The organism is Chloroflexota bacterium, from assembly GCA_016197225.1.
GTDB lineage: Bacteria > Chloroflexota > Anaerolineae > Anaerolineales > VGOW01 > VGOW01.
This window is the reverse complement of sequence record JACPWC010000002.1, coordinates 1-24,193: the sequence shown is the minus strand read 5'-3', so window position 1 is coordinate 24,193 and position 24,193 is coordinate 1. Positions and strand designations below refer to the sequence as shown.

Annotated in this window: 22 protein-coding genes; 10 read left to right on the top strand and 12 right to left on the bottom strand. The window is 61.4% G+C overall.

What is annotated here, in order from left to right; all coding sequences use genetic code 11:
- The first annotated feature begins 229 nt into the window (after window positions 1–229).
- From HYZ49_00390 to HYZ49_00375, 4 genes are all read left to right on the top strand, one after another.
- Window positions 230–3,295, top strand: a complete 3,066-nt coding sequence (locus HYZ49_00390; GenBank protein MBI3240741.1) for a trypsin-like peptidase domain-containing protein — start codon at window positions 230–232, stop codon at window positions 3,293–3,295.
- A 218-nt stretch (window positions 3,296–3,513) separates the two neighbouring features.
- Window positions 3,514–4,197: a hypothetical protein gene (locus HYZ49_00385; GenBank protein MBI3240740.1), complete on the top strand. Its 684-nt coding sequence runs from the start codon at window positions 3,514–3,516 to the stop codon at window positions 4,195–4,197.
- Entirely contained in the window at window positions 4,152–5,618 is a 1,467-nt protein-coding gene (locus HYZ49_00380; protein ID MBI3240739.1) for a DUF5110 domain-containing protein, read from the top strand. Before HYZ49_00385 ends, HYZ49_00380 begins: the two co-directional genes overlap by 46 nt.
- Window positions 5,619–5,682: 64 nt before the next feature.
- Window positions 5,683–6,366, top strand: a complete 684-nt coding sequence (locus HYZ49_00375) for a YceI family protein (GenBank protein MBI3240738.1) — start codon at window positions 5,683–5,685, stop codon at window positions 6,364–6,366.
- A 10-nt stretch (window positions 6,367–6,376) separates the two neighbouring features.
- Here HYZ49_00375 and HYZ49_00370 read toward each other — a convergent pair whose 3' ends face one another.
- The 5 genes from HYZ49_00370 to HYZ49_00350 form a co-directional block, all read right to left on the bottom strand.
- Window positions 6,377–7,360 (bottom strand): alpha/beta hydrolase, encoded by a 984-nt coding sequence (locus HYZ49_00370; protein MBI3240737.1) that lies wholly within the window; start codon window positions 7,358–7,360, stop codon window positions 6,377–6,379.
- A 79-nt stretch (window positions 7,361–7,439) separates the two neighbouring features.
- Window positions 7,440–8,036 (bottom strand): HD domain-containing protein, encoded by a 597-nt coding sequence (locus tag HYZ49_00365; GenBank protein ID MBI3240736.1) that lies wholly within the window; start codon window positions 8,034–8,036, stop codon window positions 7,440–7,442.
- 71 nt (window positions 8,037–8,107) lie between these two features.
- On the bottom strand, window positions 8,108–8,728 hold the full coding sequence (locus HYZ49_00360) for a GNAT family N-acetyltransferase (GenBank protein MBI3240735.1): 621 nt from the start codon (window positions 8,726–8,728) through the stop codon (window positions 8,108–8,110).
- A gap of 63 nt (window positions 8,729–8,791) precedes the next feature.
- Entirely contained in the window at window positions 8,792–9,460 is a 669-nt protein-coding gene (locus HYZ49_00355) for a hypothetical protein (GenBank protein MBI3240734.1), read from the bottom strand.
- The gene (locus HYZ49_00350; GenBank protein ID MBI3240733.1) at window positions 9,460–10,113 is read right to left on the bottom strand and encodes a cyclase family protein; all 654 of its coding nucleotides are present in this window, start codon (window positions 10,111–10,113) and stop codon (window positions 9,460–9,462) included. The genes HYZ49_00355 and HYZ49_00350 overlap by 1 nt, the downstream gene beginning before the upstream one ends.
- A 134-nt stretch (window positions 10,114–10,247) precedes the next feature.
- Between HYZ49_00350 and HYZ49_00345 the strand changes: the two genes are divergently transcribed.
- A complete protein-coding gene (locus HYZ49_00345; GenBank protein ID MBI3240732.1) occupies window positions 10,248–11,399 on the top strand; it encodes a deoxyguanosinetriphosphate triphosphohydrolase in 1,152 nt (383 codons plus the stop codon).
- Between the two features lie 79 nt (window positions 11,400–11,478).
- Window positions 11,479–11,940, top strand: a complete 462-nt coding sequence (gene greA / locus HYZ49_00340; GenBank protein MBI3240731.1) for a transcription elongation factor GreA — start codon at window positions 11,479–11,481, stop codon at window positions 11,938–11,940.
- 106 nt (window positions 11,941–12,046) lie between these two features.
- On the opposite strand, the gene HYZ49_00335 is transcribed toward greA, so the two are convergent.
- The 4 genes from HYZ49_00335 to dprA all read right to left on the bottom strand — a co-directional run bounded on the left by HYZ49_00335 (window position 12,047) and on the right by dprA (window position 17,757).
- Window positions 12,047–13,045 carry a hypothetical protein gene (locus HYZ49_00335; GenBank protein MBI3240730.1) on the bottom strand — a complete coding sequence of 333 codons (999 nt, stop codon included), beginning with the start codon at window positions 13,043–13,045 and terminating at the stop codon, window positions 12,047–12,049.
- Window positions 13,046–13,291: 246 nt separating this feature from the next.
- Window positions 13,292–15,571 carry a type I DNA topoisomerase gene (topA, locus tag HYZ49_00330; protein MBI3240729.1) on the bottom strand — a complete coding sequence of 760 codons (2,280 nt, stop codon included), beginning with the start codon at window positions 15,569–15,571 and terminating at the stop codon, window positions 13,292–13,294.
- On the bottom strand, window positions 15,480–16,565 hold the full coding sequence (locus tag HYZ49_00325; protein MBI3240728.1) for a mannose-1-phosphate guanylyltransferase: 1,086 nt from the start codon (window positions 16,563–16,565) through the stop codon (window positions 15,480–15,482). The genes topA and HYZ49_00325 overlap by 92 nt, the downstream gene beginning before the upstream one ends.
- Window positions 16,566–16,635: 70 nt before the next feature.
- A complete protein-coding gene (gene dprA, locus HYZ49_00320) occupies window positions 16,636–17,757 on the bottom strand; it encodes a DNA-protecting protein DprA (protein MBI3240727.1) in 1,122 nt (373 codons plus the stop codon).
- Window positions 17,758–17,907: 150 nt separating this feature from the next.
- On the opposite strand from dprA, the gene pyk reads away from it, so the two are divergent.
- The 4 genes from pyk to HYZ49_00300 all read left to right on the top strand — a co-directional run bounded on the left by pyk (window position 17,908) and on the right by HYZ49_00300 (window position 22,122).
- A complete protein-coding gene (pyk, locus tag HYZ49_00315; GenBank protein ID MBI3240726.1) occupies window positions 17,908–19,347 on the top strand; it encodes a pyruvate kinase in 1,440 nt (479 codons plus the stop codon).
- A 170-nt stretch (window positions 19,348–19,517) separates the two neighbouring features.
- Window positions 19,518–20,042, top strand: a complete 525-nt coding sequence (locus tag HYZ49_00310; protein ID MBI3240725.1) for a hypothetical protein — start codon at window positions 19,518–19,520, stop codon at window positions 20,040–20,042.
- A gap of 45 nt (window positions 20,043–20,087) precedes the next feature.
- On the top strand, window positions 20,088–21,242 hold the full coding sequence (locus HYZ49_00305) for an acyl-CoA dehydrogenase family protein (GenBank protein MBI3240724.1): 1,155 nt from the start codon (window positions 20,088–20,090) through the stop codon (window positions 21,240–21,242).
- 10 nt (window positions 21,243–21,252) lie between these two features.
- Window positions 21,253–22,122 carry a GNAT family N-acetyltransferase gene (locus HYZ49_00300; GenBank protein ID MBI3240723.1) on the top strand — a complete coding sequence of 290 codons (870 nt, stop codon included), beginning with the start codon at window positions 21,253–21,255 and terminating at the stop codon, window positions 22,120–22,122.
- On the opposite strand, the gene HYZ49_00295 is transcribed toward HYZ49_00300, so the two are convergent.
- From HYZ49_00295 to HYZ49_00285, 3 genes are all read right to left on the bottom strand, one after another.
- Window positions 22,106–23,818, bottom strand: coding sequence for a LysM peptidoglycan-binding domain-containing protein (locus HYZ49_00295; GenBank protein MBI3240722.1), 1,713 nt, complete (start codon window positions 23,816–23,818; stop codon window positions 22,106–22,108). The two genes, HYZ49_00300 and HYZ49_00295, sit on opposite strands and share 17 nt — an antisense overlap.
- A gap of 24 nt (window positions 23,819–23,842) precedes the next feature.
- Window positions 23,843–24,007 carry a hypothetical protein gene (locus HYZ49_00290; protein ID MBI3240721.1) on the bottom strand — a complete coding sequence of 55 codons (165 nt, stop codon included), beginning with the start codon at window positions 24,005–24,007 and terminating at the stop codon, window positions 23,843–23,845.
- A 53-nt stretch (window positions 24,008–24,060) separates the two neighbouring features.
- Window positions 24,061–24,193, bottom strand: a 133-nt coding sequence (locus HYZ49_00285; protein MBI3240720.1) for an IS5/IS1182 family transposase, incomplete at its 5' end; no start/stop codon positions are given.

Sequence of the window (24,193 nt, the reverse complement as noted above, 5' to 3'; positions counted from 1 at the left end):
CGCCGCACGCTCCACGCACTGCGGCGGAACATCGAGATAAGCGGGCAAGAGGAAGATGTGCTTCTCTAATCCGCTAGGGACCCTGGTTCACACTTCACCTTTGTTCCTGCGGTGGAAGCTTCCCAGCAATGACCAGGTAATCGTTAGAAAAAGGTTGACGGGCGGATTAGAGCGTCTAACCATCGCTTACATTGCCTAACTTAACAGCATTGCCTCCTAAACTAAAATCATGACCTCCTCCCTCTCCTCCAGCATCGTCGCCGTGCTCGACCCGAATGGCCGGGTTGTGGGCACAGGCTTTGTCGCGGGCGCGCGGCTGATCATTTCCTGCGCTCACGTCGTCAGTGGCGCGGGGGGCCAGCCCGGCGGCGCGGTGCGGGTGCGTTTCCACCTCGGCGGCGAAGTCCGGCCAGCGGCAGTTGCCCAATGGGACGCGGAAAACGATCTCGCCATCTTGCGCCTCTCGGGCGAATTACCGGCGAGCGTCGCGCCGCTCAGTTTGGGCAAGTCGGCGGAGGCGACCGGCAAGCCCTTCCGCGCCTTTGGCTACCCGGACGTTGGCACGGATGGCTCGAACGCCGACGGCGTGATCACCGGGCCGACGCGCGGCAAGGACGGGCAGGAACTGCTTCAACTCAAGTCGTCGCAGTTGGCGCAAGGGTTCAGCGGCGGGCCGGTGCTGGTGAATGACATCGTGATCGGCGTTGTCACCGCCGTCTATCATACCGACCGGACGTTGAAGAATTTCGACACGGCCTGGGCGATCCCCATTGAGTTGGGCCGCCAGCTTTCTCCCGAACTGGCCGCGCCGGAACCCGCCTACTGGCCCCTCGGCCATTCGTACGCCGTCTCGCCGAACTTCACGGGCCGCATTGACGAGCGCGCGGCGTTGAGTGCCTGGCTGAACGACGGGCCGACGGTGCTGGTCGTGCGGGCGCTGGGCGGCTTTGGCAAGAGCGCGCTGGCCTGGCACTGGTTGCTGAACGACGTGGACTCGAAGCAGTGGCCGCGCGCGCTGTGGTGGAATTTTTACGACGAGCGAACGTTTGAAACGTTCGTGGCCGAGGCGCTGGCTCACCTCGGCCTGGAGGCGCGTACTCTCGGCCCGCGCCAGCAAGCCGACAAGCTGTTGGAGCAGTTGACTCACTCCGGCACACTCCTCATCCTCGACGGCTTCGAGCGCGCCCTCCGCGCCTTCGCCGGCATGGATGCGGCGTATCAGGGGGATGAGCCTAGCCCCCACCCCGGCCCTCCCCCGTCGGAACAGCACCGACAGGGGAGGGAGTCAGACTCCCCTCCCCTGCGCCGTGCGGTTCGGCGCGGGGGAGGAGCTGGGGGTGGGGGCCGGGGCGAAGACTGCCTCAGCCCCATCGCCGAGCACTTCCTCCGCAGCGCCGCCAGCCACCCCAACTTGCGCGGGCGAGTCCTGCTCACGACCCGCCTCCGTCCGCGCGTCCTCGAAGGCCACGACCGCGCCCTCCTGCAACACTGCCGCGAGATCGAACTGAACGCCCTCAGCCCCGCCGACGCCGTCGCCTTCTTTGAGGCGCAGAAGGTGCGCGGCAACCGGGCCGAGATCATGGCCGCCTGCGATCCGTATGGCTACCACCCCCTCAGCCTGCGCCTGCTGGCCGGGTTGATCGTGAGCGATTTGCGCCAGCCCGGCGACATTGCCGTCGCCCGCCGCCTCGACGTGAGCGGCGACCAAATCCAGCGCCAGCATCACGTCCTCGAACAATCCTTCGACAGCCTGATCCCGCCGCGCCGCAAACTGCTCAGCCGCATTGCCTGTTTTCGCAACCCGATGACCTACGAGGCCATTCGCGCCATTGCCGACGACGTGACGACCGACGCCGCCTTCGACGCTCACTTGCGCGACCTTATCTCGCGCGGCCTCCTGCACCGTAATACGGGCGGGTCTGAGACCCGCCCCTACGACCTGCATCCCATCGTGCGCCGTTATGCCTACGACCGGCTGACCGATAAAACTGCCGCCCACACCCGCCTGCGCGCCTATTTCGTCGTCATTGAAGTCCCGCAGAAATTCAAAACCCTGGAAGAACTCACGCCGCTGATTGAGCTATACCACCACACCGTGCGCGCCGGGCAGTATGATGAAGCGCGCACTCTTTTCCAACACCGCATCAGCCAAGCCACCTATTATCAATTCGGCGCGTATCAGTTGCGGATTGAATTACTGCACGCCCTGTTCCCCGACGGCGAAGACGGGCCGCCGCGCCTGAAGGACGAGGGCGCTCAAAGGTGGACGCTAAACTCGCTGGCGAACTCCTACAGTCTAAGCGGTCAGCCGCGCCGGGCTGTGCCGCTTTTTGAACGACAAAATGCTATTTGCGAGAAACAGGGCGACAAGAAGAATCTCGCCATTGGCTTGGGGAACGTGGCCGATGACCAAATGCACATTGGCGCATTGCGCGCCGCCGAGGCCAACCTGCGCCGCAGTATTGCCCTGTGCCGCGAGACCGAGGATGAGTTTTGGGAGGCGGTTGGGCATCAGTTCTTGGAGCGCTTGCTAGCTTATCGGGGTGAGTGGGAGGAGGCGGAGGGGGAATTGGCGACAGCGTTGGCGGTGTTTGAGAAACAACAGCATGTGCAGATGCAAGGAGTTACATGGGCTTATCGGGCGCTGAGGGCGTCCTTGATGGGGCGGGTTACTCCACCCTCACCGCATCCCTTCGGCACGCTCAGGGCAAGCTCTTCGACTGCGGGCAACGGAGAATCACCGTTGCCCTCCGCTCAGGATGCTACGACGGGGACGGGGGTAGAAGCCGCCCGCCGCGCGCTGGAACTGGCGGATGAAGATGCTCGCACAACTTATCCGGTTGAGCGCGACTACGTGCGCGCCCACTGGCTCCTGGGCGCGGCCCATCGCGCGAACGGGGAGTACGACGAGGCCGAGCGCCATCTGAACGAGAGCCTCACCCGCTGTCGGAGCATCAACGCTGTTGATGGCGAAGCCGACATTTTGATTGACCTGGCCCGACTGCGTGCGGCGACGGGCGAGGCCGGGGAGGCGGCGCGGCTGGCGGGCGAGGTGCTCACCATCGCCGGGCGCTGTGGCTACGCCCTGCAGGCCGCAGACGCGCATTTGGAGTTGGCGAAGCTGGCCTTGCGCAAAGACCTGTTAGGCGCTTCGCGAAACCTAACAGGTCTGGCGGTTGATCACGCCCGCGCCGCCCGGCAACTGGCCACGTGCGACGGCGAGCCATACGTCTATCGCGTGGCGTATGATGAGGCCGGGGCGTTGTTGGCGCAGTTGGGCGAAGGGACGGAATAAATACTGTGGGCAATCCTGCTTTCTTAGGTGACTGTCAGGGGGCGGCTGGTACGCTGAATTTTCAGGATATATACGCCCCCTGACAGTCACCTTCCGGACAGTTAAAAATTCGTTAGCGGGATGTTTGGTTTTTTCAGTCGTCATCAGAGCACGGATTTGCTGAATGAACGGATTGGAATCCGCTCATTCTGGAGATCCGTGCTATGTGGGCCAGACATATGACCTCAAACCTTAAACCTCTCGGCGATTTCCAACTTCTCACCAACCACGACGACCGCGTCGTGGCCACCGCCTCTCGCGGGGCCATCGAGATCGCCCCCACCCCCGGCGGCACTCTGCGCATGCGCCTCAGCCACCGCAAGCGATTGCCCAAGTATCACTCGCTCACTGTTCTCCCCTCCCCTGTTCCGCGTTCTTCGCGGGACGGGGGAGGGGTTGGGGGTCGGGGTGGGGGCTTCTCTGTGGTGAATGGAAATCTAAAGGCCCAACTTCAATTCGATCCACTCGCCCTCAGCTTCTCGTTCAAACGCGGCCCGGCCTTTGCGGTGGATGTGGCGCTGGGCGCGCGCGATGAGCAAATTGTCGTCCGCAAAATGCTAAACCCCGGCGAGCATATTTACGGGCTGGGCGAGAAGACGGGCTGGCTCGACAAGCGAGGCCGCAAATACAAAATGCGCAACAGCGACGTGTGGCTGGAGAACCCGGCCGGAATCGGCAACGCCACCGACCCGCTCTATGCCAGCTTCCCGGTCTTCGTCGTGCACAGCGCCAACGGCAGTTACGGCATCTTCGTGGACAACGCCGAGTTCGTCGAGTTCGACTTCACCGGCGACGATTGGTATGAGTCGGCTACCGGGTGTTTACTTGGGACAAGAAACGATTCCGGCAACCCAGGCAGTTGACGGCTGACCTGAGGGCCAACGGCTTCCACCCGATCACCATTGTTGACCCCGGAGTCAAGGTGGACGATGCGAACGCATACAAAATCTACGACGAAGGCCGCGCCGGCGATCACTTCATCAAGCATACAAACGGCGACGAGTACAACGGCAGTGTGTGGCCGGGGCGGAGCGCCTTCCCCGATTTTCATCGCGCCGAGACGCGGGCGTGGTGGGCTGGGCTTGTGCGCGAGTGGCTGGCCGACTTTGGCCTGAGCGCGATTTGGAACGACATGAACGAACCGGCCAGCACCGACCTCACCGGCCCGATCCTGGACGCGCGGCACGACGGCGGCAAATTGCTCCATGCCTCGGCGCGCAACACCTACGGCCTGCAAATGGCCCGCGCCACTTACGACGGCATGTTGCAACACGACCCCGACTCGCGCCCGTTCATTCTCACCCGGGCCGCGTTCAGCGGCGCGCAAACCGTGACTTCGTTGTGGGGCGGCGACAACAATGCGCAATGGGAACATCTCGCGGCCAGCCTGCCAATGCTGATGAATTTGGGTCTGTCGGGCATGCCGTTTGTGGGTGTGGACATCGGCGGCTTCGGCGGCGACTCGAACGGCGAACTGCTGGCCCGCTGGACTCAAGTCGGGGCGTTCTATCCGTTCTGCCGCAACCATACTGCCACCGGAACCAGAGCGCAGGAACCGTGGGCGTTCGGGCCGGAAGTGGAAGCCATTTGCCGAAAGTACATCAGCCTGCGCTATCAGCTTTTGCCGTATCTCTACAACTTGTTTTACGAAGCCTCGCAAACCGGCGCGCCCATCATGCGCCCGCTGGCCTGGCATTACCCAAAAGACCCGGTCACCTTCAACCTCAACGATCAATTCATGCTCGGCCCGAATCTCCTCATCGCGCCCATCCTCGCGCCCAGCCTCACCGCCCGCGCCGTGTATCTGCCGAAGGGGCGCTGGTATCGTTGGAGTGCGGGGCAATTTGGCAAATTGCCCTACATTGACGGCCCAACCCACCTCATCGCCGAGGCGCCGCTCGACGAACTGCCTCTCTTCGTCCGCGCCGGGGCTATCATTCCGACCTGGCCGCCGGCCCAACACACGGACGCGATTGATCGCGACGATGTGACTCTGCACATCTGGCCGGGGGAGGGCGCGTTGGATTTTTATGAAGACGATGGAGCGACTCGCGGAGGCGATTATCGCCTCACCCGGTTCAAAGTTACAGCCGGCTCTGACGGGGTGGCCGTTCACTGGGGCAAGCCCAGAGGCAGGTGGCAACACAATAGAGCCGCATTACGTTTTACGTTTCACGGCCCAACCCTCTCCACCGCCCGCCTCGACGGCCAGCCCGTCGCCGTCAGGCGGAACACCATTCGCCTCAAGGACGACGGGCAGAAGCATAACCTGGTCGTCAGATAATCCTCCTCTCAAGACGATGCGGTATCCTGCCCCACAACTTTCTACCGAAAAGGAATCAATCTTGATGCTTCGCAAACTGAGTTTTACATTGACCGTTGCCGCCCTGCTGTTGACCGCTTGCTCCAGCCCGGCCACCGAAGCGCCAGCCACCGCGTCGCCCGCCGCCCCGGCCACGGCGGCTGAACCGTCGGCATCCGGCGACGACATTCGCACTTACAGCATCATCTCAGACGAGACCAAAGCTTCGTACGCCGTCGGCGAAATCATCATCAACCAGAACAACCAGTTCAACCTGGCGGTTGGAACCACCAACACCGTGAGCGGCGACATCCACCTCAACTTCACTCATCCCGAGCAAAGCACCGTCGGCCCGATCACGGTGGACATCAGCGCCCTCAAGTCGGACAGCAAGCGGCGCGACGAGGCCATTCGCAAGGACTGGCTGGAGTCGGCCAAGTATCCGCTCGCCACTTTCACGCCCACCGAGATCAAAGGCCTGCCAGACGAGTACGCGGATGGCGCAGAGATTACGTTTGAGATTGTCGGCGATCTGACGATTCGCGGCGCCACCCGCTCGACAACGTTCAGCGTGAAGGCGACGTTGAAAGACGAAAAGCTGACGGGCACGGCCACGGCCACCGTTCTGATGACCGACTTCAATTTTGAAGCGCCGAACATCGCCGGCATCCTCAAAGCCGAGAATGAGGCCAAGCTGGAGTTGAAGTTCGTGGCCCTGCCAACGTCTTAAACACTCTCAACTAATTTGCCGGCGGGCACTCTCGCGCAAATTTCGAGAGGTCGGCCACCAGCAACGCCGGGTTGCTGGCCAGCGCGTCGAAGAGCAGGCCCGAATGCCCCGCCCCCGGATAAACCACAAACTCGCTCTGCACACCAGCCGATTCCAGCTTGGCCTGGAAATTTTCCGACATGCTGATCGGTACCGTCTCGTCGGCGTCACCGTGAATCAGCAACGCGGGCGGCAGGTCAGGCCGGACGTAAGTGGCCGGGGAAGCCGCCGTGAAGTTGGCCGGCCCTTCCATCACCGCCGTCATGATCGGCGCAGTTCCGCCTTTTGAGCGCTCAAAGTCCATTTGGGCGTTGATGTCATAGACGCCGCTGATGCCGTAGTAACCGCACACTTCGGCTGACGAGTGGCCGTATTTTGCCAGCCACTGCTCGTCCAGCAGGGCCAGCGCCGTCAGGTGCGCCCCCGCCGACTGCCCGCCCAGCGCCACTCGCGCCGGGTCGCCGCCATAGTCGCGAATGTTCTCCAGCACCCACGAGAGCGCCGCCGCCACGTCGTCGGTCTGTTCGCGGTATTTGCCCTCCGGGTAAATGCGGTAGTCGGGCACGACGACGATGACGCCCTCTGGCAGAAGCCGTTGGGCGACGGGCGCGTAAAGCTCTTTGTTGCCGCTGTTCCAACTGCCGCCATACACGTAAACCAGAACCGGATAGCCCAGATCGGTCCGATCCGGCGAGGCCGGGTCGGGCTGGTAAACGTCCAGCTTTTGCCGGGGCTGAGAACCGTAGGCAACATCTTTGGCGATGTATTGATACTCGGCGTAGAACTTGTCGCCGATGCGCTTGGCGTTGAGCAGGCGCAGGTTGTAGTTGATCTCTTCGCGGTTGACGAAGTAGTAGATCGTTCCGGCGGCCAGCGCGGCCCCGGCCAGAGTCAGCCAGAAGCGCCGGGTTTTGAAAACGGATTGAACGGATTTTACGGATGATAATTTAGTCATTGGAGATTAGAGATTGGAGATTAGAGATTAGAGATTGGAGATTAGAGATTGGGATTTTGGGGTTTGAGATTTGGAATTTTTATTCCTTCGCCAACCGCCCATCCAGGTCCAACTCTCCCGCCGCGCCCTGCATGGCAACCAGCACGTTGCCCACGTGAGTCCACAGGTCGAGTTGGCCGTCGAAGCAGGCCCGGCTGAAGTCGGTGGTGACGGCTTCCACGTGGAGGCGGTCTACCCCAGCGGCGAAGTTTGCGGTCTTCCATTTCTTCTTGACCGAGCTTAGTTCCACGTCGGCGATGTTTTTGTTGGGGCGGACGAGGGCGGTGGCGATGATCAGGCCGGTGATCTCGTCGCAGGCCAGCAGGGCAAAGTCAATCGGCTGTTCGCGCTCCACGCCCGTGCCTTCGGTGTAGTGCGAGAGAATAGTGCGGATGATGCCCTCGTCCACGCCGCGAGCGCGCAAGATGTCAGCGCCTTTGATGGGATGCTGATTTAGATCGGGATGTATTTCCCAGTCGAAGTCGTGGATGAGGCCGACAAAGCCCCACCGTTCTTCGTTCTGGTTCAGGCGGCGGGCATACCAGCGCATGGCGGCTTCCACGGCCAGCATGTGCCGCCGTAGGCCAACATCCTTGACGTGCTCGGTGACCAGTTCCCAGCCGAAGTTACGATCCATAAGTTGGTTTCTCCCTGTGCAATTCGAGACGATAGACGACGGGCGGCAGACGACAAACAGTCGTCCTTCGTCTATCGTCCATCGTCTCGCAAAGCGGTCTGTCGCCTTTCTTCAATCAATCGCTCCAGCCGCGCCTTCACTTGCGGCCACTCGTCGTCAAGGATGCTATAGAAGACCGACGTGCGTTGGTGGCCGTCGGGCATGAGGGTGTACTTGCGGAAGACGGCTTCGCGCACCGCGCCCAGCCGTTCGATGGCTTTCTGCGAGCGTCCGTTGCGCAAGTCGGTGCGGAACTGGACGCGCACACAGTCCAGAGTCTCGAAGGCATGTTGCAACAGCAAATATTTGCTCTCGGTGTTGGCGACGGTGCGCCGAAAAGCCTTGCCCAGCCACGAACCGCCGATCTCAAGCGAACGGTTGTGAGGCTCAATCATCAGGTAGCGCGTTGCGCCGACGGTTTGGCCCGAAGCCCGGTGAACGATGGCAAACACGAGATCCGTGCCTTGACTCTGCCGCCTCAGCATCTCTTCCACCCAGCCCTGCATCTTCACCGGCGAGTCAATCGCGCCATAAGGCAGGTAGCGCCAGATGTCAGGATCGTTCCCCACTCCCCACAACGCTGGCGCATGATTCACTGAAAGCGGCTCCAGCCGGACGTGACGGCCAATGAGAGTAATGGGTTGAATGTCCATTAAATGAATGACAACAGATAGCAGACGACGGACAACCATCGTCGTTCGTCTGTCGTCCATCGTCTAAATCGAACTTGTTTCTACCAGCGGCTCCAATGCCGCCAGCCGCTGGCTCGCCTCGGCGCGAAGATCGCCGGTGACGACGGGCAGGTCGGCTCGCCCGACGGCAAATGAGGCGGCCACGGCGCCATAAAGGCCAGCCGTGACCAGGCTGTGCGACTCAAGCCAACCGGCGAGGAAGCCGCCACAGTAAGCGCCGCCCGCGCCAGATGAATCGTTCACGGCCATCCCGAATGCCGGGATGACGACGGCTTGCCCGGTCTGGCCTTCGGCAATCAAAGAGCCGCTTTCGCCCATTCGCAAAACAATTAGCCGCGCCCGAGATTCTCCGGCTTCGATCAATCGTCGCACCAGGCCGCGCGGCGAGCCGGGGCCGACCAGCGAAGCGGCTTCGGCCACGTCCGGCGAGAAAATATCCGCCGCGCCGATCAGCTTCCACAACGCTTCTGGCGAAGGCGGTTGCGCGGCAGGTTTGAGGGGCGCGAGGCTCACCACCCCGCCCGCGCGCCGCAAGCGGGCGGCAAATTGCAGGTCAGGCTGATCAAGATTGACGTTGAGATGAAAACCAGCGGCGGCGGGAAAGTGCGCGGCGCTGTCGGCGGCCTCCCCGACCGCGTCGCTCCACAGCCTCAGGCCAAACGTGGCAGAGACGCTATCAAAGGCAATGAGCATCAGTCAACTATGGCGAAGGCGCGCACCGGAAACGTGCCGAAGGCTTTGACCTTGACCGGCGCGGCGAAAAAACGGCAACCGGAATCGGGAAGCTGGCCAAGGCCACAGAGATGCTCGACGATGGGAATGTCGGCCCCGAGCAAGGTGCTGTGGACGGGGCGGCGGCCATCGGTGGTGTCGTCAATGTTGAGCGAATCAATGCCGACCAGGGCCGCGCCCGAGTCGGCCAGGAAGTTGGCGGCATCGGCGGTGAGGAAGGGGTGACCGTCGAAGTATTGATCCGTCCGCCAGTGTGCGTCCCAGCCGGTGTGAACCAGCACCGCTTTGCCGCGAACATCCAAACCCTTGAAAGCGGCCTGGGGGATGGCGCGTCCAGATGCCCGAATCACCACCGTGTCTAAATTGACGAGCGAGGCCAGGTTGAGTTCGGAGAGGTCTTTGCCGTGAGCGTAACGGTGAAAAGGGCTGTCCACGTAAGTGCCGGTATTGGCCACCATTTCGATCTTGCCAATGTAAAACTCCGTGCCTTCGGCGTAGTGGCTCCGCGACTGTTCGCGGCTGAGGTAGTCGCAAATGATGGGCGCGGGCAGACCCTTGTAAGTGATCAGGCCATGCTCGACGGTGTGGCTGACATCAATGAGTTGAGTGGTCATGTTGTCTCCAGTCAGAGAGTTTCGAGCAAATCGTTTTTCGTCAGCCGTTCTTTGAACAGCGCGACTTTGGGAAAGTCCTGGGGCATGGGGCTGATTCTAACAGATCGCCGCACAGAGTCGTGTATACTTTGCCCATGCTGTTCACGCGTCAGAAGCTTGAAGAAAACGAGATGGTCACGCTTGCGCCTTACGGCCTCAAGAGCCGCCACTCACAGGGCCGCGCTTACCCCGAAGACGAGCCGCGCGACCGCACCGCCTTCCAGCGCGACCGCGACCGCATTTTGCACACCACCGCCTTCCGGCGGCTTGAATACAAGACCCAGGTCTTCGTCAATTACGAAGGCGACTACTACCGCACCCGCCTCACCCACACTTTGGAAGTGGCGCAGATCGGGCGAAGCATTGCCCGCGCGCTTGGCGCAAACGAAGACTTGGTGGAAGCGATCTGCCTGGCCCACGACCTCGGCCACCCGCCGTTTGGTCATTCGGGCGAAGTGGCCCTCAACAAGCTGATGGCTGATCACAACGGTTTCGATCACAACAAGCAAAGCCTGCGCATCGTCACCAGACTTGAACGCCGTTACCCCGACTTCCCCGGCCTCAACCTGACCTGGGAGACGCGCGAGGGCATCGTCAAGCACGAGACCGAGTACGACATTGCCGACGCTTCCGACTACAACCCTGACTTGCGCGGCCACCTCGAAGCCCAGATCGCCAATGCCGCCGACGAGCTGGCCTACACCGCTCACGATCTCGACGACGGCTTGCGCTCCGGCCTGATCACGACGGCGACTGTGGACGGCAGTGCGCTGTGGGAACAGACCAAAGCCAGCGTGGGCTGGGGCGGCGGCCTGCTCGACGATCTCAACCGCCACCGTTTGATTCGCCGGTTGATCGGCCTCGAAGTATCCAACCTGGTGGAGGCGGCCTCGGCCCGGATCGAGGCCAGCGGGGCGGGATCGGCGCTCGACCTGCAAAAGCTGGATCACAATGTCGTCGGCGGGTCGGACGATTTCAAAGTCAAAAACCGCGAATTGAAGTCGTTGCTGTACAACAACATGTACCGGCACTATCGGGTGGTGCGCATGGCAACCAAAGCCGAAAAGTTTATCTCGGAGCTTTTCAACGCCTACGCCGCCGAGCCGGCCCAACTGCCGCCGGGCGCCCGCAAGCGCGTGGAGGAAGTGGGCCTGCACCGCGCCGTGTGCGACTACATTGCCGGAATGACGGATCGCTACGCGCTCGACGAGCACGCCAAGTTGTTCGACCCGCACGAGAGGCCGTAAGCTGAAGGATGAAAGCCGAAGGATGAACTCGCGGCGTTCATCCTTCATAATTCATCCTTCATCCTTTATAATTTGCGCCATGACTGAAACGTACTTAACCCCCGAAGGCGCGGCCAAAGTGAAGGCCGAACTGGAGCGCCTGAAATCTGTTGAACGCACAGCCCTGGCCAAGCGCCTGCGCGACGCCATTCAAATGGGCGACCTGTCGGAAAACGCCGACTATCACGCGGCCAAAGAGGATCAGGCCTTCCTTGAGGGCAAGATTCTTGAGCTTGAGGAGACTCTGCGCCGGGCCATCATCATTCAGGAGCAGGTCGCCACCGACACGGTGCAGGTGGGCAACCGGGTGACGGTGCAGGAAGAGGGCGAAGACCCCGAAGTGTTTATTCTGGTGGGGGCCAGGGAAGCCAGCCCGCGCGAGGGAAAAATCTCCAACGAGTCGCCGGTGGGGCGGGCGCTGTTGGGGCGGCAGGTGGGCGACACCGTCCGCGCCGCCACGCCGCGAGGCGAGCTGGTGTTCAAGATTTTGAAGATTGAGTGACCGGGCATTATCCACCCAGACTTCCGAAGTCTCGCCGCTCTTTGGCGTTTCGGAAGTCTGGAGAATGCTTAAACAAAAAGCCCGGCAGTGCGCCGGGCTTTTGTTTTTAGGCCGCCTTCTTCCAGGCGGAGATTTCAAGCGTCAACTGTTGGAAGAACGAGTTGGGCGGAAGCGGGCCGCTGCCGTACTGCAAATCCACGATGCGGGCTTCCACTTTGAGGGTGGCGGTTTCCATTCTCACCACCTCGCCCGACCGGGCCATCACCGGCTCACCCTTGGAGGCCAGCTTGTTCTTCAAGGCTTCGTCGCGGAAGGCGTGATCACTCATCACCACTTTCGTCACCGTGCGAATGTCGTTCTTATCGAACAGCCATACCTCAAAGGCCGTCACCTTCTTGGGGTCGCCCACGCCGATCGTTTCGCCGATGCCCACGCCGCACTCGCCCAAAAAGTCGCCCTGTTGATCGTCCACGCTGAACGACTCGTCGTAGAGATCGTTGCCCAGCATGTAAGTAGTCTTGAAGGTCGAGATCGGTTCTTCGCCCGGCGCGTAAGCAATTTCGGGCTGGACGATTTGCGCCGTGGAACCGGGGGCCGGGGTGAAGCCGCCGGGTGTGGCGCGGCTGGTTTTGGGAGCAGGGAGCGAGCCGCGGGAACTCATGAAGAACGCGCCGCCCCCGCCAAGAACCAGGAAGAGGACCACCACCCCGCACAAAGGAAGCACGTTTAGGATGGCGCCTAAAATGCCGCCGCCAGTCTGTTGGACGGGGACAAAGGCCGTAAGGGGCTGAAGCTGGGCCAGGCGCAACCGTTCACCATCATCGCTGGCGGCGCTGGTTGCCAATTGAATGGCGGCTTTGGCGGCGTCGGGGCTGCCAAACTCGTTCAGCCGAAGTTGAGCTTTCCCCAGGTCGGTATTAACTTGAAGCGAGTCGGCCACCATTTGCGCATACTGCGCCTTTAAGTCGTCCCGCAGGAATGCCGGACTGGCATTAATCCACTGCACCGGCCATACCTGCCAGGCCATTGTCAGGCCAACGGCCAGGCCGAAGATAAAGCAGAAGACGACAAGGAGTATCGTGTTGGTTGAAACAATTGGTCTCATTTTCCACTCTCCAGCAATTCAACGGTAAGCCTAAGCTTCTGTAGGGCGAATTGACAATTCGCCATTTCAATACAGCCTCTAAGCTCACGCGGGTCTGTTAGGGCACGTAATATGGCACAAAATTCCTAAAGATGCAACTGGCGTGCCAGGCAAAAAAGAACAACGGATTCGACGAATTCAACGGATTAACACATCCGCATCATTCATCGAATCCGTTGATCAGAGACAGCCAGTGCTGTTACCAGGCTATACTGCCGGTTCAGCCACCAGCGCGTCCAGCGCCGTCAATTTTTCGCACACGGTGCAAACGGCTGAAGTCTTGTTAGCAATCACCAGCAGGCCGTTGCAGTGCGGGCAGGGTTGCTTGAGGGGCCGCTTCCACGAAGTCCAGTCGCAGTTCGGGTAGTTGGCGCAACCGTAAAACACGCGGCCCTTGCGCGTCTTGCGCTCGATCAAGTCGCCGCCGTCCTTCGGGCAGATCACGCCCACCTTCTCCAGCCAGGGTTCCAGGTGGCGGCACTCCGGGAACCCGGAACAACCGATGAACTTGCCGTAGCGGCCATAACGAATGACCAGCGGCTTGCCGCACACCGGGCAATCGCGCCCGACCAGTTCGGGGCCGGTATTCACCTGTGGCATGTCGGCCTCGGCGGCCTTCACCTGGGCCGCAAACGGCTCGTAGAACTCGCGCAGAACCGGAACCCACTCGCGCTCGCCGTCGGCGATCTCGTCCAGCTCCTCTTCCATCCGGGCCGTGAAGCCCAGGTCTACAATCTCTGGAAAGTGATCCACCAGCAGGGGGTCGCCGTCGGCCAGCTCCGGGAGGCGTTTGCCCTCGCCCTCCGCCGGGTCAACGACGACGGCATCTTCGTCCTTTGCTTCTTCATACACCGCCATGAATCCCAAAAACTTGATGACGGATCCGGCGGCGCGGAAGAGATAGGTCTGGGCGTGCTTGGCTTCGATGTCCACTGATACGGTGTCGAAGAAGGCCGCCGCCATCTGGCTGGCCACAAAGCGTTGCCAGATCAGTTGATAGAGCTTCAACTGGTCTTTCGTCAAAAGGGTGCTGATCGCTTTCGGCTCGCGCTGAACCGAAGTGGGCCGGATGGCCTCGTGCGCTTCCTGCGCGCCCTTGGCCCGCGTTTTATATTGCGGCGGTTCCGGCGGCAGGTACTCAGCGCCGTACTTGCCGGTTATATACTCGCGAGCTTCAGCTTGCGCCGTTTCCGAGACGTTGGTGCTGTCGGTTCGCATGTAGGTGATCAAACCCACCACCCCCTCCTCGCCCAGGTCAATGCCTTCGTAAAGTTGTTGGGCAATCGCCATCGTCCGGCTGGCGGTGTAACCCAGCTTCTTTGACGCTTCCTGTTGCAAAGTGCTGGTGGTGAACGGCGCAGACGGCCCGCGCCGTCGCTCGCCGCGTTTGACCTTGATCACTTGCCAGACCGCGCTTTCAAGGTCGGCCAGAATGGGTTGAACGCTTTCCTCGGTGGGCAGCGGCAGGTCTTTATCCAGGCCCACTTCCTTGTCGTTCATTCGTAACAGCCGGGCGAAGAACGAATGCTTATTGGACTTCTCGCCGGCCTTGAGTAGTTCGGCCTCAACCGACCAGTATTCCTGCGGCACAAAGGCTTCAATCTCGCGCTCGCGATCCACGATCAGGCGCACAGCCACGCTCTGCACCCGGCCCGCCGAAAGTCGCCCGCGCACTTTGGCCCACAACAGCGGCGAGAGCGAGTAGCCCACCAGCCGGTCGAGGATGCGCCGCGCCTGCTGGGCGTTGACCAGCCGCATGTCAATCTGGCGCGGGTGGGCAAAGGCCTCGGCGATGGCCGGCTGGGTGATTTCGTGGAACACCACTCGCTTGACAATCTGCGGATCGATCTCGGCGGCTTCGAGCAAGTGCCAGGAGATCGCTTCACCTTCGCGGTCGGGGTCGGTGGCGAGATACACTTCCTGGGCAGTGGCGGCCTGACTTTTGATCTCTTTGACCACCGGGCGTTTTTCATTCGGCACGCGATACTTCGGCGCAAAATCGTTCTCCACGTCCACCGACAACTGCGAGCGCAGAAGATCGCGAATGTGGCCGACCGAGGCCCTGACCTGAAAGCCCTTGCCCAAAAAGCGCTGCACTGTCTTGGCTTTGGCCGGGGATTCGACGATGACCAATTTGCCTGAGCGTTTCGCGGCCCGAGCCGGCTTTGAGCCGTTGCGGCTCGCTGTCGCGGCCTTGCGCTCGCTCCGCTCGACCACCGGCTTCTCCAGCCCGGCGTGGGCGTCGGTGTTGCCCATGCGATACATCTTGGTGCCGCACACACCGCACACGCCGGTTGTCACCGGGCCGCCGTTGGCATTGAACCCGGCGACCGGGTTTTGAATTTCTCGTTTAGCCTTGCACTTGAAACAATATGCTTCCACTCTAACTCCAATACTACAAATAATGATACGCCTGGCGCTGTTGCAATTTCTCCACCGCCCGCCGCACTTCCTGCGAACGCTCACGCGGGCACACCAGCAGGGCATCGTCGGTGTTGACGATGACCAGATTCTTCAGCCCAATCGCCGCCACCAGCCGATCCGAATGAATGAGCGTGCCAGTGGTGTCGAACGTCAGGTGCTCGTTGCCGATCAACACGTTGCCCGATTCGTCCGGCTCCAGAATGTCAAGCAGCGAGGCCCAACTGCCCACATCGCTCCAGCCAATGTCCACTGGAACCACCGCCACATCGGCGGCCCCTTCCATGATCCCGTAATCAATCGTCTGCTTGGGCACGGTCGGCCACACGCGGTTCAGAGTCTCAGCCGTCGCCGGCGTATCAAACGTCCGGGCCACTTCGTTCAGCCTGGCCGAAGTCTCCGGCAGTTGGCGGGCAAATTCGGCGGCCACACGCTCCGTCGTCCAGATGAACATGCCCGAGTTCCACGAGTGCAGGCCGTCGGCCAGAAAGGCGGCGGCCATGGCCTCGTCCGGCTTCTCCTTGAACGCTTTGGCCTGGTATACGGCAAAGCCGCTCGCCATTTCCAGCGGCTCGCCCCGCTGAATGTAGCCGAAGCCCGTCGAGGCGAACGAGGGCTGAATGCCCAGGGTGACAATGTGGCCCTGCCCGGCCACGCCCGCCGCGGCCAGTAAGACGTTTTGAAAACGGGTCACGTCTTTGATGTAATGATCCGCCGTGAGGCAGGCCACCACCACGTTTTGGCCGCCAGCCAGGTGTTGAGCATACAGCGCCCCCAACCCGATCACCGGCGCTGTTCCCCGCCCGGCCGGTTCGACGAGGAAGTTGCGGCGCGGCAGGTTCGGCGTTTGCGCCGAAAGTTGTTCGGCCAGTTCGGCGGTGGTGACGGTGATGATGTGCTCCGGCGGCATGATCGGCAAAAGCCGATCCACCGCCAGTTGAAACATCGTGCGCTCGCCGATCAACTTGATGGCCTGCTTGGGCCGGTTCTGCCGCGAGAGCGGCCACAGCCGCGTGCCGGAGCCGCCGGCCATGATGATGGCGTAAAAAGGCAAAGACATATCAATTCACAATTTACAATTCGCAATTCACAATTTGGGCAATGTGAATTGCGAATTGTGAATTCGGTGTTCACTCCACTTTGTAAGGCGCTCGCGCTTCTCGCGCCACCACGTACCTCATGCCGCCCACCTGCCGCACCAGGCCTTTGAGTTCCATCATCGCCAGCGCCGACGACACGGCGGCGATGGGCAGGCTGGCCAGGGCGCTCAACTCGTCGGCGTGAAGCGGCTCGGCGGAAAGATGCGACAGCAGGTTGCGTTCATTATCATTGGCGCCCTCCAGCAGAGGCAGTTGCGCCCGCGCCTCGGCCTGATGAGCAACCATTTTCAAGTTCAGTTCTTCCAGCACGTTTTCGGCGCTCAACACAATTTTTGCGCCCGCCTGGATCAGCCGGTTGGGGCCGCGGCTGGTGCGGTTGAAGATGTTGCCCGGCACGGCAAACACCTCCCGGCCCTGCTCGGCGGCAAAGTCAGCCGTAATCAGCGCGCCCGACTCGTCGCCCGCTTCGACGATGATGACGCCAAGCGCCAGGCCGCTGATGATGCGGTTGCGCGGCGGAAAGTTGTTGCTCTCCGGCGGCGTGCCCAGAGGGTAGTCGCTGATCACTGCGCCGCTGTCTGCGATTTGCCGGGCCAGAGTTGTGTGTTCGTAGGGATAGATTTTATCCAGCCCGGAACCCAGCACGGCAATTGTCCGACCCCCGGCCTCCAACGCCGCCACGTGAGCGGCGGCGTCCACGCCACGCGCCAGGCCGCTCACCACGGTGACGCCGGCGGCGGCCAGCGCCCCGGCGAGTTCACGCGCCACTTCTTTGCCGTAAGCCGTCGCCCGACGGGTTCCCACCACAGAGACGGCCCAATCGTCCCGATCGGCAAACGCGCCATGTACGTAGATGAGCGGCGGCGGGTTCGGCACTTCGCGCAGGCGGCGAGGGTAATTGTCGTCGTCCCAACACAATAACTTGAAACCGGCCTTTTCAACATCGGCCAGTAGCGTGTCAAGGTCCATGCCCTTGCGGGCGGCTTCCAGCGAGTCGATGGAGCGTTTATCGAGGCCGGCCTCTTGCAAGTCAAAGCGATTGGCCTGCCAGGCTGACGCCAGATTGCCAAAGTGATCGAGCAAGGCGCGAACTTTGGCCGGGCCGATGCCTTTGACGCGGTTGAAGCCGATCCAATAACGATGATCGCTCACGCTCTGCCCCTCCTGGAGCGCGACGAGAATAGCATAGTAATTGAAAGCGTGTCAAGCGACGGGCGAATTGCCATGTTTCAGAATGGTGGCAATTTTACGTTACTGCACAAGTGTATAATTGCGACAAACTTGGAAAGATTTCTGTTAAACATGCGCAAAACCAAAATTATCGCTACCCTCGGACCGTCGTCCGACACGCCGGACAAGATCGAGGCTCTAATTCATGCCGGGATGAATGTGGCCCGGCTTAACTTCTCGCACGGCACGCACGACTATCACGCCCAACTCGTCGCCAATATCCGTGAGGCTTCGGCCAAGCTCAAGAAGCCGGTCGCCATTCTGCAAGACTTGCAAGGCCCCAAGATTCGCATTGGCACGTTCGCCAATGGCAACGACTCGGTTGTGCTCAAGGACGGGGCGGAGTTTACCGTCACCACTCGCGACGTGGAGGGCAATGAGGAAATCGTCAGCACCACCTATCGCGGCCTGCCCTGGGACTTGAACCCGGACGATGTTATTCTGCTCGACGACGGCAATATTGAGTTGAGGGTCAAAGACACGTCGGATACGGACGTGGTGACGGAGATCACGCACGGCGGCGTGCTCAAGCAACGCAAGGGCATCAACCTGCCGGGCATTCTCGTCAACGTGCCGCCGCTCACCGAAAAGGATCGCGGCGACCTGACGTTCGGCCTGTCGCAGGGCGTGGACTACATTGCCATCTCGTTCATCCAGCGGGCGCAGGACGTGATGGACGTGCGCCGGGCCATCCACAAGATCAACCCGGCCAAAGACAACACGCCCATCATTGCCAAGCTGGAGAAGCCTGCCGCGCTCGAAAACCTGTCGGCCATTCTCGACGCCGCCGACGGGGTGATGGTGGCGCGGGGCGACATGGGCGTGGAACTCAGCCCGCAACAAGTGCCGTCGGCGCAAAAGCGTATTATCGAGGCGGCCAACATGCAGGGCAAGATTGTGATCACGGCCACGCAAATGCTGGAGTCGATGATCAACAGCCCGCGCCCCACCCGCGCCGAAGCCTCGGACGTGGCGAACGCCATCTTCGACGGCACCGACGCCGTGATGTTGTCGGCGGAGACGGCTTCCGGCCAGTATCCGGTGGAGTCGGTAAAGATGATGGACACCATTGCCAACGAAGCCGAGTCGCAGGAGAAACGCTGGGGGCACTTTCAGGAGATGCACACCAGCACTTCGGTGGACGCGGTGGCAATTGCCCGCGCCGCGCGCGAACTGGCCCGCGACCGCGACGTGAAAGCCATCGCCGTCTTCACTCGCACCGGGCGAAGCGCCTCCATCCTGTCCAAAGAACGGCCCACCGTGCCGGTGCTGGCCTTCACGCCTGAGCCGGAGACGTATCCGCGGCTGGCTATGCTGTGGGGTGTCCAGCCGTATCTGGTGCCCACCGCCACGTCGGTCGAGGAGATGATTCTGGATGTGGAGCAGGCCCTCATTCACGAAACCGGTCTGTCGGCGGGTCAACAAGTGGTGCTCATCGCCGGTTTGCCCATCGGCCACATGGGGCCGGCCAACATCGTGCTGTTGCACACCGTTGGCAACCCACGGGTGTAAGCCGGTTTGGGTCATTGTGGCTCTTCCGGGTTTAACGGGGTTTTTTAACGCAAAGCCGCAAAGTTGCCAGGGCGCAAAGAAAAACCTGTTTATTTCTTAGCGGCTTTGCGTTAAGGGTTTTCACACTCAATCTGGTAGAGCCGTTTTATGTTTGGCGTTTGACAAACGATATGCCCGCCCTGACCATCCCGCTCGCCAAATATCATCAATATCAGGACGACAGCAACAACTGCGCGCCGTTCACGATTGCCATCGTAGTTAACGCCTTGCGTGATCAAAAGCTTCTGGACGGCAAGGACGTGGCCCGCGAGATGAATCGCCCGCGCCTGCGCTGGCTCGGCCCTCTGCCCTGGCCCGTCATCCGCCGCCTGCCGGACAACGCCACCTTTCCGTGGGGCATGGTGGACGAACTGGGGCGCTATGGCGTGAAGGCTCGCTGGCGGTTTGGGGCAACGACGGCTGACCTGCAACGGGCGTTGAGCGAGAACCGGGTGGCCATGCCCATCATCGGCGAAATCATCAAGCCCAGGAAAAGCAAGGCGCTGTGGGCACACGTCAAACCGCTATCCCGCTACGAGCCTGAACGCGGCTACAGTTTTGTCGATCCCTCTCACAAAGAAGCCGGAGAATGGCTGGACGAAGACTTCGAGCCGCTGTGGGGGAATTGGGGGCGGTTGTTGGTGGAGACGTTGTAAGACTCATCCGCTAAATTCGTTAAATCCGTTGTCAAAGGAATCAAGATGGATTTTCAACTTTCTGAAGAACAAGGGCAATGGCGCAATATCGTTCGCGAGTTTGCGGATAAAGAATTAGCGTCGCGGGCGCGCGAGGTGGACGAGCAAGCCCGGTTCAACCGGGAAGCCGCCGGCAAGATGGGGCCGCTGGGTTTGCTCGGCCTGAACGCGCCTGAAGAATATGGCGGCGCGGGCGTGGACGCGGTGAGCGCGGCGATTGCCATTGAAGAACTTGGGCGCGGCTGCGGTTCGACCGGGCTGGCGATTGCGGCTCACAACGGACTGGCCTGCGGGCCGCTGGCCCTCTTTGGCACGCACGAGCAAAAAGAAAAATGGCTGAGGCCGTTGGCAACGGGCCGGGCCGACACACAGGGTCGGCCCCTGCTTGGCTCACTGGCCCTGACCGAGCCGGGCGCAGGCAGTGACCTGGCAGGCGGGGTGAAGACCAAAGCCACGCCCGAAGGCGACTCGTGGATCATTGACGGGGCGAAGATGTGGACGACTAACGCTTCCATCGCCAGCATCATCATCACTCTCTGTCGAACCGCCCCTGACAAGTTGAGCCTGATCATCGTCCCCACCGACACGCCCGGCCTGCACATCGGCGCGGCTGAAAAGAAGATGGGCCTCAAAGGCTCGCCCACCCATGCCGTCACTTACGACGAAGTGCGCGTGCCACGCGAAAACCTGCTCGGCGTGGAAGGCAAAGGGCTGGCCCAAACGCTCAAGGTGCTGGATGGCGGTCGTATCGGAATCGGGGCGCTGGCGGTTGGGTTGGCGCAAGCGGCGTTCGAGGCCGCAGTCAAATACGCCAAAGAACGGCAGACGTTCGGCGTGCCCATCGCCCAACATCAAGCCATCCAGTGGATGATCGCCGACGCCGCCACCGAGATCGAAGCCGCCCGGCTGATGGTCTACCGCGCCGCCTGGCTAAAGGAAACCGGCCAATCTTACACAGTCGCCGCTTCCATGGCCAAGTTGTTCGCCACCGAAGTCTGTGAGCGCGTCTGCTTCAACGCCATTCAAGTTCACGGCGGCTACGGCTACTCAGCCGAGTTCCCGGTCGAGCGCATTTACCGCGACCAGCGGCTGATGACGATTGGCGAAGGGACGAGCGAGATACAGCGGCTGGTGATTGCGAGGAATGTGTTGGGGATATAGACACCTATCCATGTTTACCCGCCCCGCCCTGCCGGACGATCAGTCCAGCCTCAGCCGCCTGCTCCGCTCAACCCCCTTCTATCACACCCACCTCGACTGGCAACCGCCCGAAGCCTGGCTCGGCGCGCGGCCTTTCTATTTTGCGATGAGCGGCGACAAGCTGGCCGGGGCCATGTCGGCCGCGCCCGACCCGCCTGAGGTGGCCTGGTTGCGGCTGGCCATCGTCGCCGAAAAAACGGATGAAGCGGCGGCGCTCGATTCCCTGTGGCAAACAACCCGCAACACCTTGATTGAAATGAAAGTCGCTCAAGTGGCCTGCATGATGGTGAACGACTGGCTCACGCCCCACCTGGCCCGCTGGGGATTCGATCATTTGGTGGACGTGGTGGTGCTTGCCCGCAAGCGGAGCATGATCCGGCTCCCGGCCTCGTGGCAACCGCCTCTGGCCCTCTCGCCCGGCGTTCACCTGCGCCCTGCCCTGGCTAACGATCTGCCTGTCATTGCCAAAGTGGACGCCGCCGCCTTTGACCCGCCCTGGCAATACTCGCCTCGCGTGCTGGAGCAGGCGTTGGCTCACGCCGATTATGCCACCGTAGCCGAGGCCGGTGGAAAGATGATCGGTTACCAGATCAGCACCGGGGGCCGGCACGGCGGCCACCTGGCCCGGCTGGCGGTTCAACCGGAGAGTCAGGGCCGGGGCCTCGGGCGGGCGCTCGTGTCCGACCTCATCCGTCATTTTGAGAAGCGCGGCCTGTCCCAAATCACCGTCAACACGCAAAAGAATAATGTTGCCTCGCTGGCATTGTACAAAGCAGTGGGGTTTGAACTGACCGAAGATTACTACCCGGTCTGGCGGCTGGTTCTTAAGGGGCCGGGATGATCAACTGCTGGCCGACGAAAATGGAGTCGGCGTTGCGAAGGTTGTTGGCCCGGACGATGGCCTCGACCGTGACGCCGTAACGCTGAGCGATGAGGGTCAAATTCTCGCCCACCTCAACCGTGTGAACGACGGGCGTGGGGCCGGGCGGCGTGTCGCTGGGGGCTGGGGTGAACGTGGGCGCGAGCGTGGGCATTTGTTGCGAGGAAGTGAAGTATTGAGCCAGCAACGGATTCAGATCGTTGGGCGTGTGGCGGCGCATAGCATTGAAAAAGTCGGCGGTGGTCACGGTGCGGTAGGCGCTGTTGCGATAGTAGTCTTGCAGGAACGAGAAGAAAGCGTCATCGCCGATGGCGGCTCGCAGGTCGCGCAGGAACAAGGCTCCGCGCCGCAGAAGGTTACGCAAATAATCTTCGGTGTCGGTGAAGTCGGCGGCCGAGCGGTCGAGCAAACCTTCGGGTTGCCAGTAGTTCACCCGCGAACTCCAATACCAGTCTGTCAAGTCGGGATAAAACGTTTCGATAAAAAGAAGCTCGGCGTACATGGGCAGGGCTTCGTTGAGCCAGGGTTGGGCAAACGAATCGCCCTGCACGACCTGCCCCCACCACAACCGGGCGGTTGTTTGCGGAACCAGGGCAATCAACAACGAGTCGGGTTGACCGTTGTAATCGGCATAACCCTGCCCGGCGTGCAGAATCAGTCCGCTGGCGGCGGCGGAGCCAAAGTAGGCGTTCTCGGCAATCACCAGCGTCGAATAAGGATACGCGCCAAAACGATCGCTGAATAAACCCAGCGATTGCGCGGCGGCGGTCAGCACATCCTGGCCGGCCTGTTGATGCTCGGGCAAAAAATAAGAAGTGACCGCCACCCCGCCCTCGGTTTGCGAGAGTGATTGGTAACGGGCGCTGGCGGCAAAGGCAATCGTGCGCGCGCTCTTGAGCGAAAACTTCCAGAAGCCGGGCTTGTGCGGCTGTGGCCCGCCGCTCACCACCGTCACGTTTTCAGCCGTCGCCACCGACAACTCGTAAGCGGCCACATCGGTGAAGACCGGGTCGGCCACGCCACTGCCCACCGCCCGCCACCCGGCCCCGGCCCGGTACGGAACCAGAACCGGATACCAGTTGATGAACTGAATCACGTCGCTCGTGTAACCGATGTTGCCCAGCGGCGGGCGGGTGTTGAGCGAGATGGCTGGCGCGGCCAGGCCATAATTGATGGTGACGAACGCCACTGCGCCGGGCGGCGCGCCGCCGGGCAGGACCACTTTAAGCAAGTTGACGGTGAGTTGATAGATGGCATTGGCTACGGTTTGGCCGTCATCGGTGGTGAGGCTGTTGAGGATGAAGGCCTCGGAGCGCAGGGCTTCGGGCAGTTGAAAGACGATCTCGTTCCAGGTGTCCGGGGTGTCGTTGGTGGCTTCCACCGACTCGATGACCTGAGCGCGGTGGCCCACGTAGTCGAGCGTTACTTCAAAGCGGTAGGTTGTGACCGCGCCGGGCATCTGACCCAGCGGAACCGGGGTGAAGGTGGGAATGAAGGGCGCGCCTTCGATGGTGGCCGAGGCCGTCGCCAGGCCGCGCGGGGTGAAGGTTGGGAGAGCGGGTTGAGAGGTTTGAGAAGAGCCAGTGCAAGCCGCCAGAAAACACTGAGCAATGAACAATGAGACAATGAACAACGAGCACTGTTTCTTGTTTCTCACTCGGCCTCAGACTGAGCGCGCCAGCTACTTCACCGGATAAACGACCAGATCATCAAACTGCGCTGTTGCGCCGGTTTCGTCGTAGTTGCCGGCGGCCAGGCCGATGTCGCCGGTGGCGTAAGTTTCGTCATCGGCTTCGCCCAGGTAAGCGCCGTTGGCGTAAAAGGTGAAGTGCGCGCCGTCAGCCACGATGCGAATGAGGTTGAAAGCGCCATAGGAATTGATCTCCGGCGGGTAAGTGCCTATCCTAATAACCCAGCGGCCCTGAAAGCGACGAGCGCGCAGGCGAAATGCAGAAAAGCGATGTAATTCTCAGCAGACTTGTCCCAGCGAATCAAAATGCGCCGAAAGCGATTCATCCAACTATGAGTCCGT

Coding starts and splice junctions, on each gene's coding strand:
- HYZ49_00390 (MBI3240741.1), top strand. CDS start 230: ATGACCTCCTCCCTCTCCTCCAGCATCGTCGCCGTGCTCGACCCGAAT.
- HYZ49_00385 (MBI3240740.1), top strand. CDS start 3,514: ATGACCTCAAACCTTAAACCTCTCGGCGATTTCCAACTTCTCACCAAC.
- HYZ49_00375 (MBI3240738.1), top strand. CDS start 5,683: ATGCTTCGCAAACTGAGTTTTACATTGACCGTTGCCGCCCTGCTGTTG.
- HYZ49_00370 (MBI3240737.1), bottom strand. CDS start 7,360: ATGACTAAATTATCATCCGTAAAATCCGTTCAATCCGTTTTCAAAACC.
- HYZ49_00365 (MBI3240736.1), bottom strand. CDS start 8,036: ATGGATCGTAACTTCGGCTGGGAACTGGTCACCGAGCACGTCAAGGAT.
- HYZ49_00360 (MBI3240735.1), bottom strand. CDS start 8,728: ATGGACATTCAACCCATTACTCTCATTGGCCGTCACGTCCGGCTGGAG.
- HYZ49_00355 (MBI3240734.1), bottom strand. CDS start 9,460: ATGCTCATTGCCTTTGATAGCGTCTCTGCCACGTTTGGCCTGAGGCTG.
- HYZ49_00350 (MBI3240733.1), bottom strand. CDS start 10,113: ATGACCACTCAACTCATTGATGTCAGCCACACCGTCGAGCATGGCCTG.
- HYZ49_00345 (MBI3240732.1), top strand. CDS start 10,248: ATGCTGTTCACGCGTCAGAAGCTTGAAGAAAACGAGATGGTCACGCTT.
- greA (MBI3240731.1), top strand. CDS start 11,479: ATGACTGAAACGTACTTAACCCCCGAAGGCGCGGCCAAAGTGAAGGCC.
- HYZ49_00335 (MBI3240730.1), bottom strand. CDS start 13,045: ATGAGACCAATTGTTTCAACCAACACGATACTCCTTGTCGTCTTCTGC.
- topA (MBI3240729.1), bottom strand. CDS start 15,571: ATGCCCTGCTGGTGTGCCCGCGTGAGCGTTCGCAGGAAGTGCGGCGGG.
- HYZ49_00325 (MBI3240728.1), bottom strand. CDS start 16,565: ATGTCTTTGCCTTTTTACGCCATCATCATGGCCGGCGGCTCCGGCACG.
- pyk (MBI3240726.1), top strand. CDS start 17,908: ATGCGCAAAACCAAAATTATCGCTACCCTCGGACCGTCGTCCGACACG.
- HYZ49_00310 (MBI3240725.1), top strand. CDS start 19,518: ATGCCCGCCCTGACCATCCCGCTCGCCAAATATCATCAATATCAGGAC.
- HYZ49_00305 (MBI3240724.1), top strand. CDS start 20,088: ATGGATTTTCAACTTTCTGAAGAACAAGGGCAATGGCGCAATATCGTT.
- HYZ49_00300 (MBI3240723.1), top strand. CDS start 21,253: ATGTTTACCCGCCCCGCCCTGCCGGACGATCAGTCCAGCCTCAGCCGC.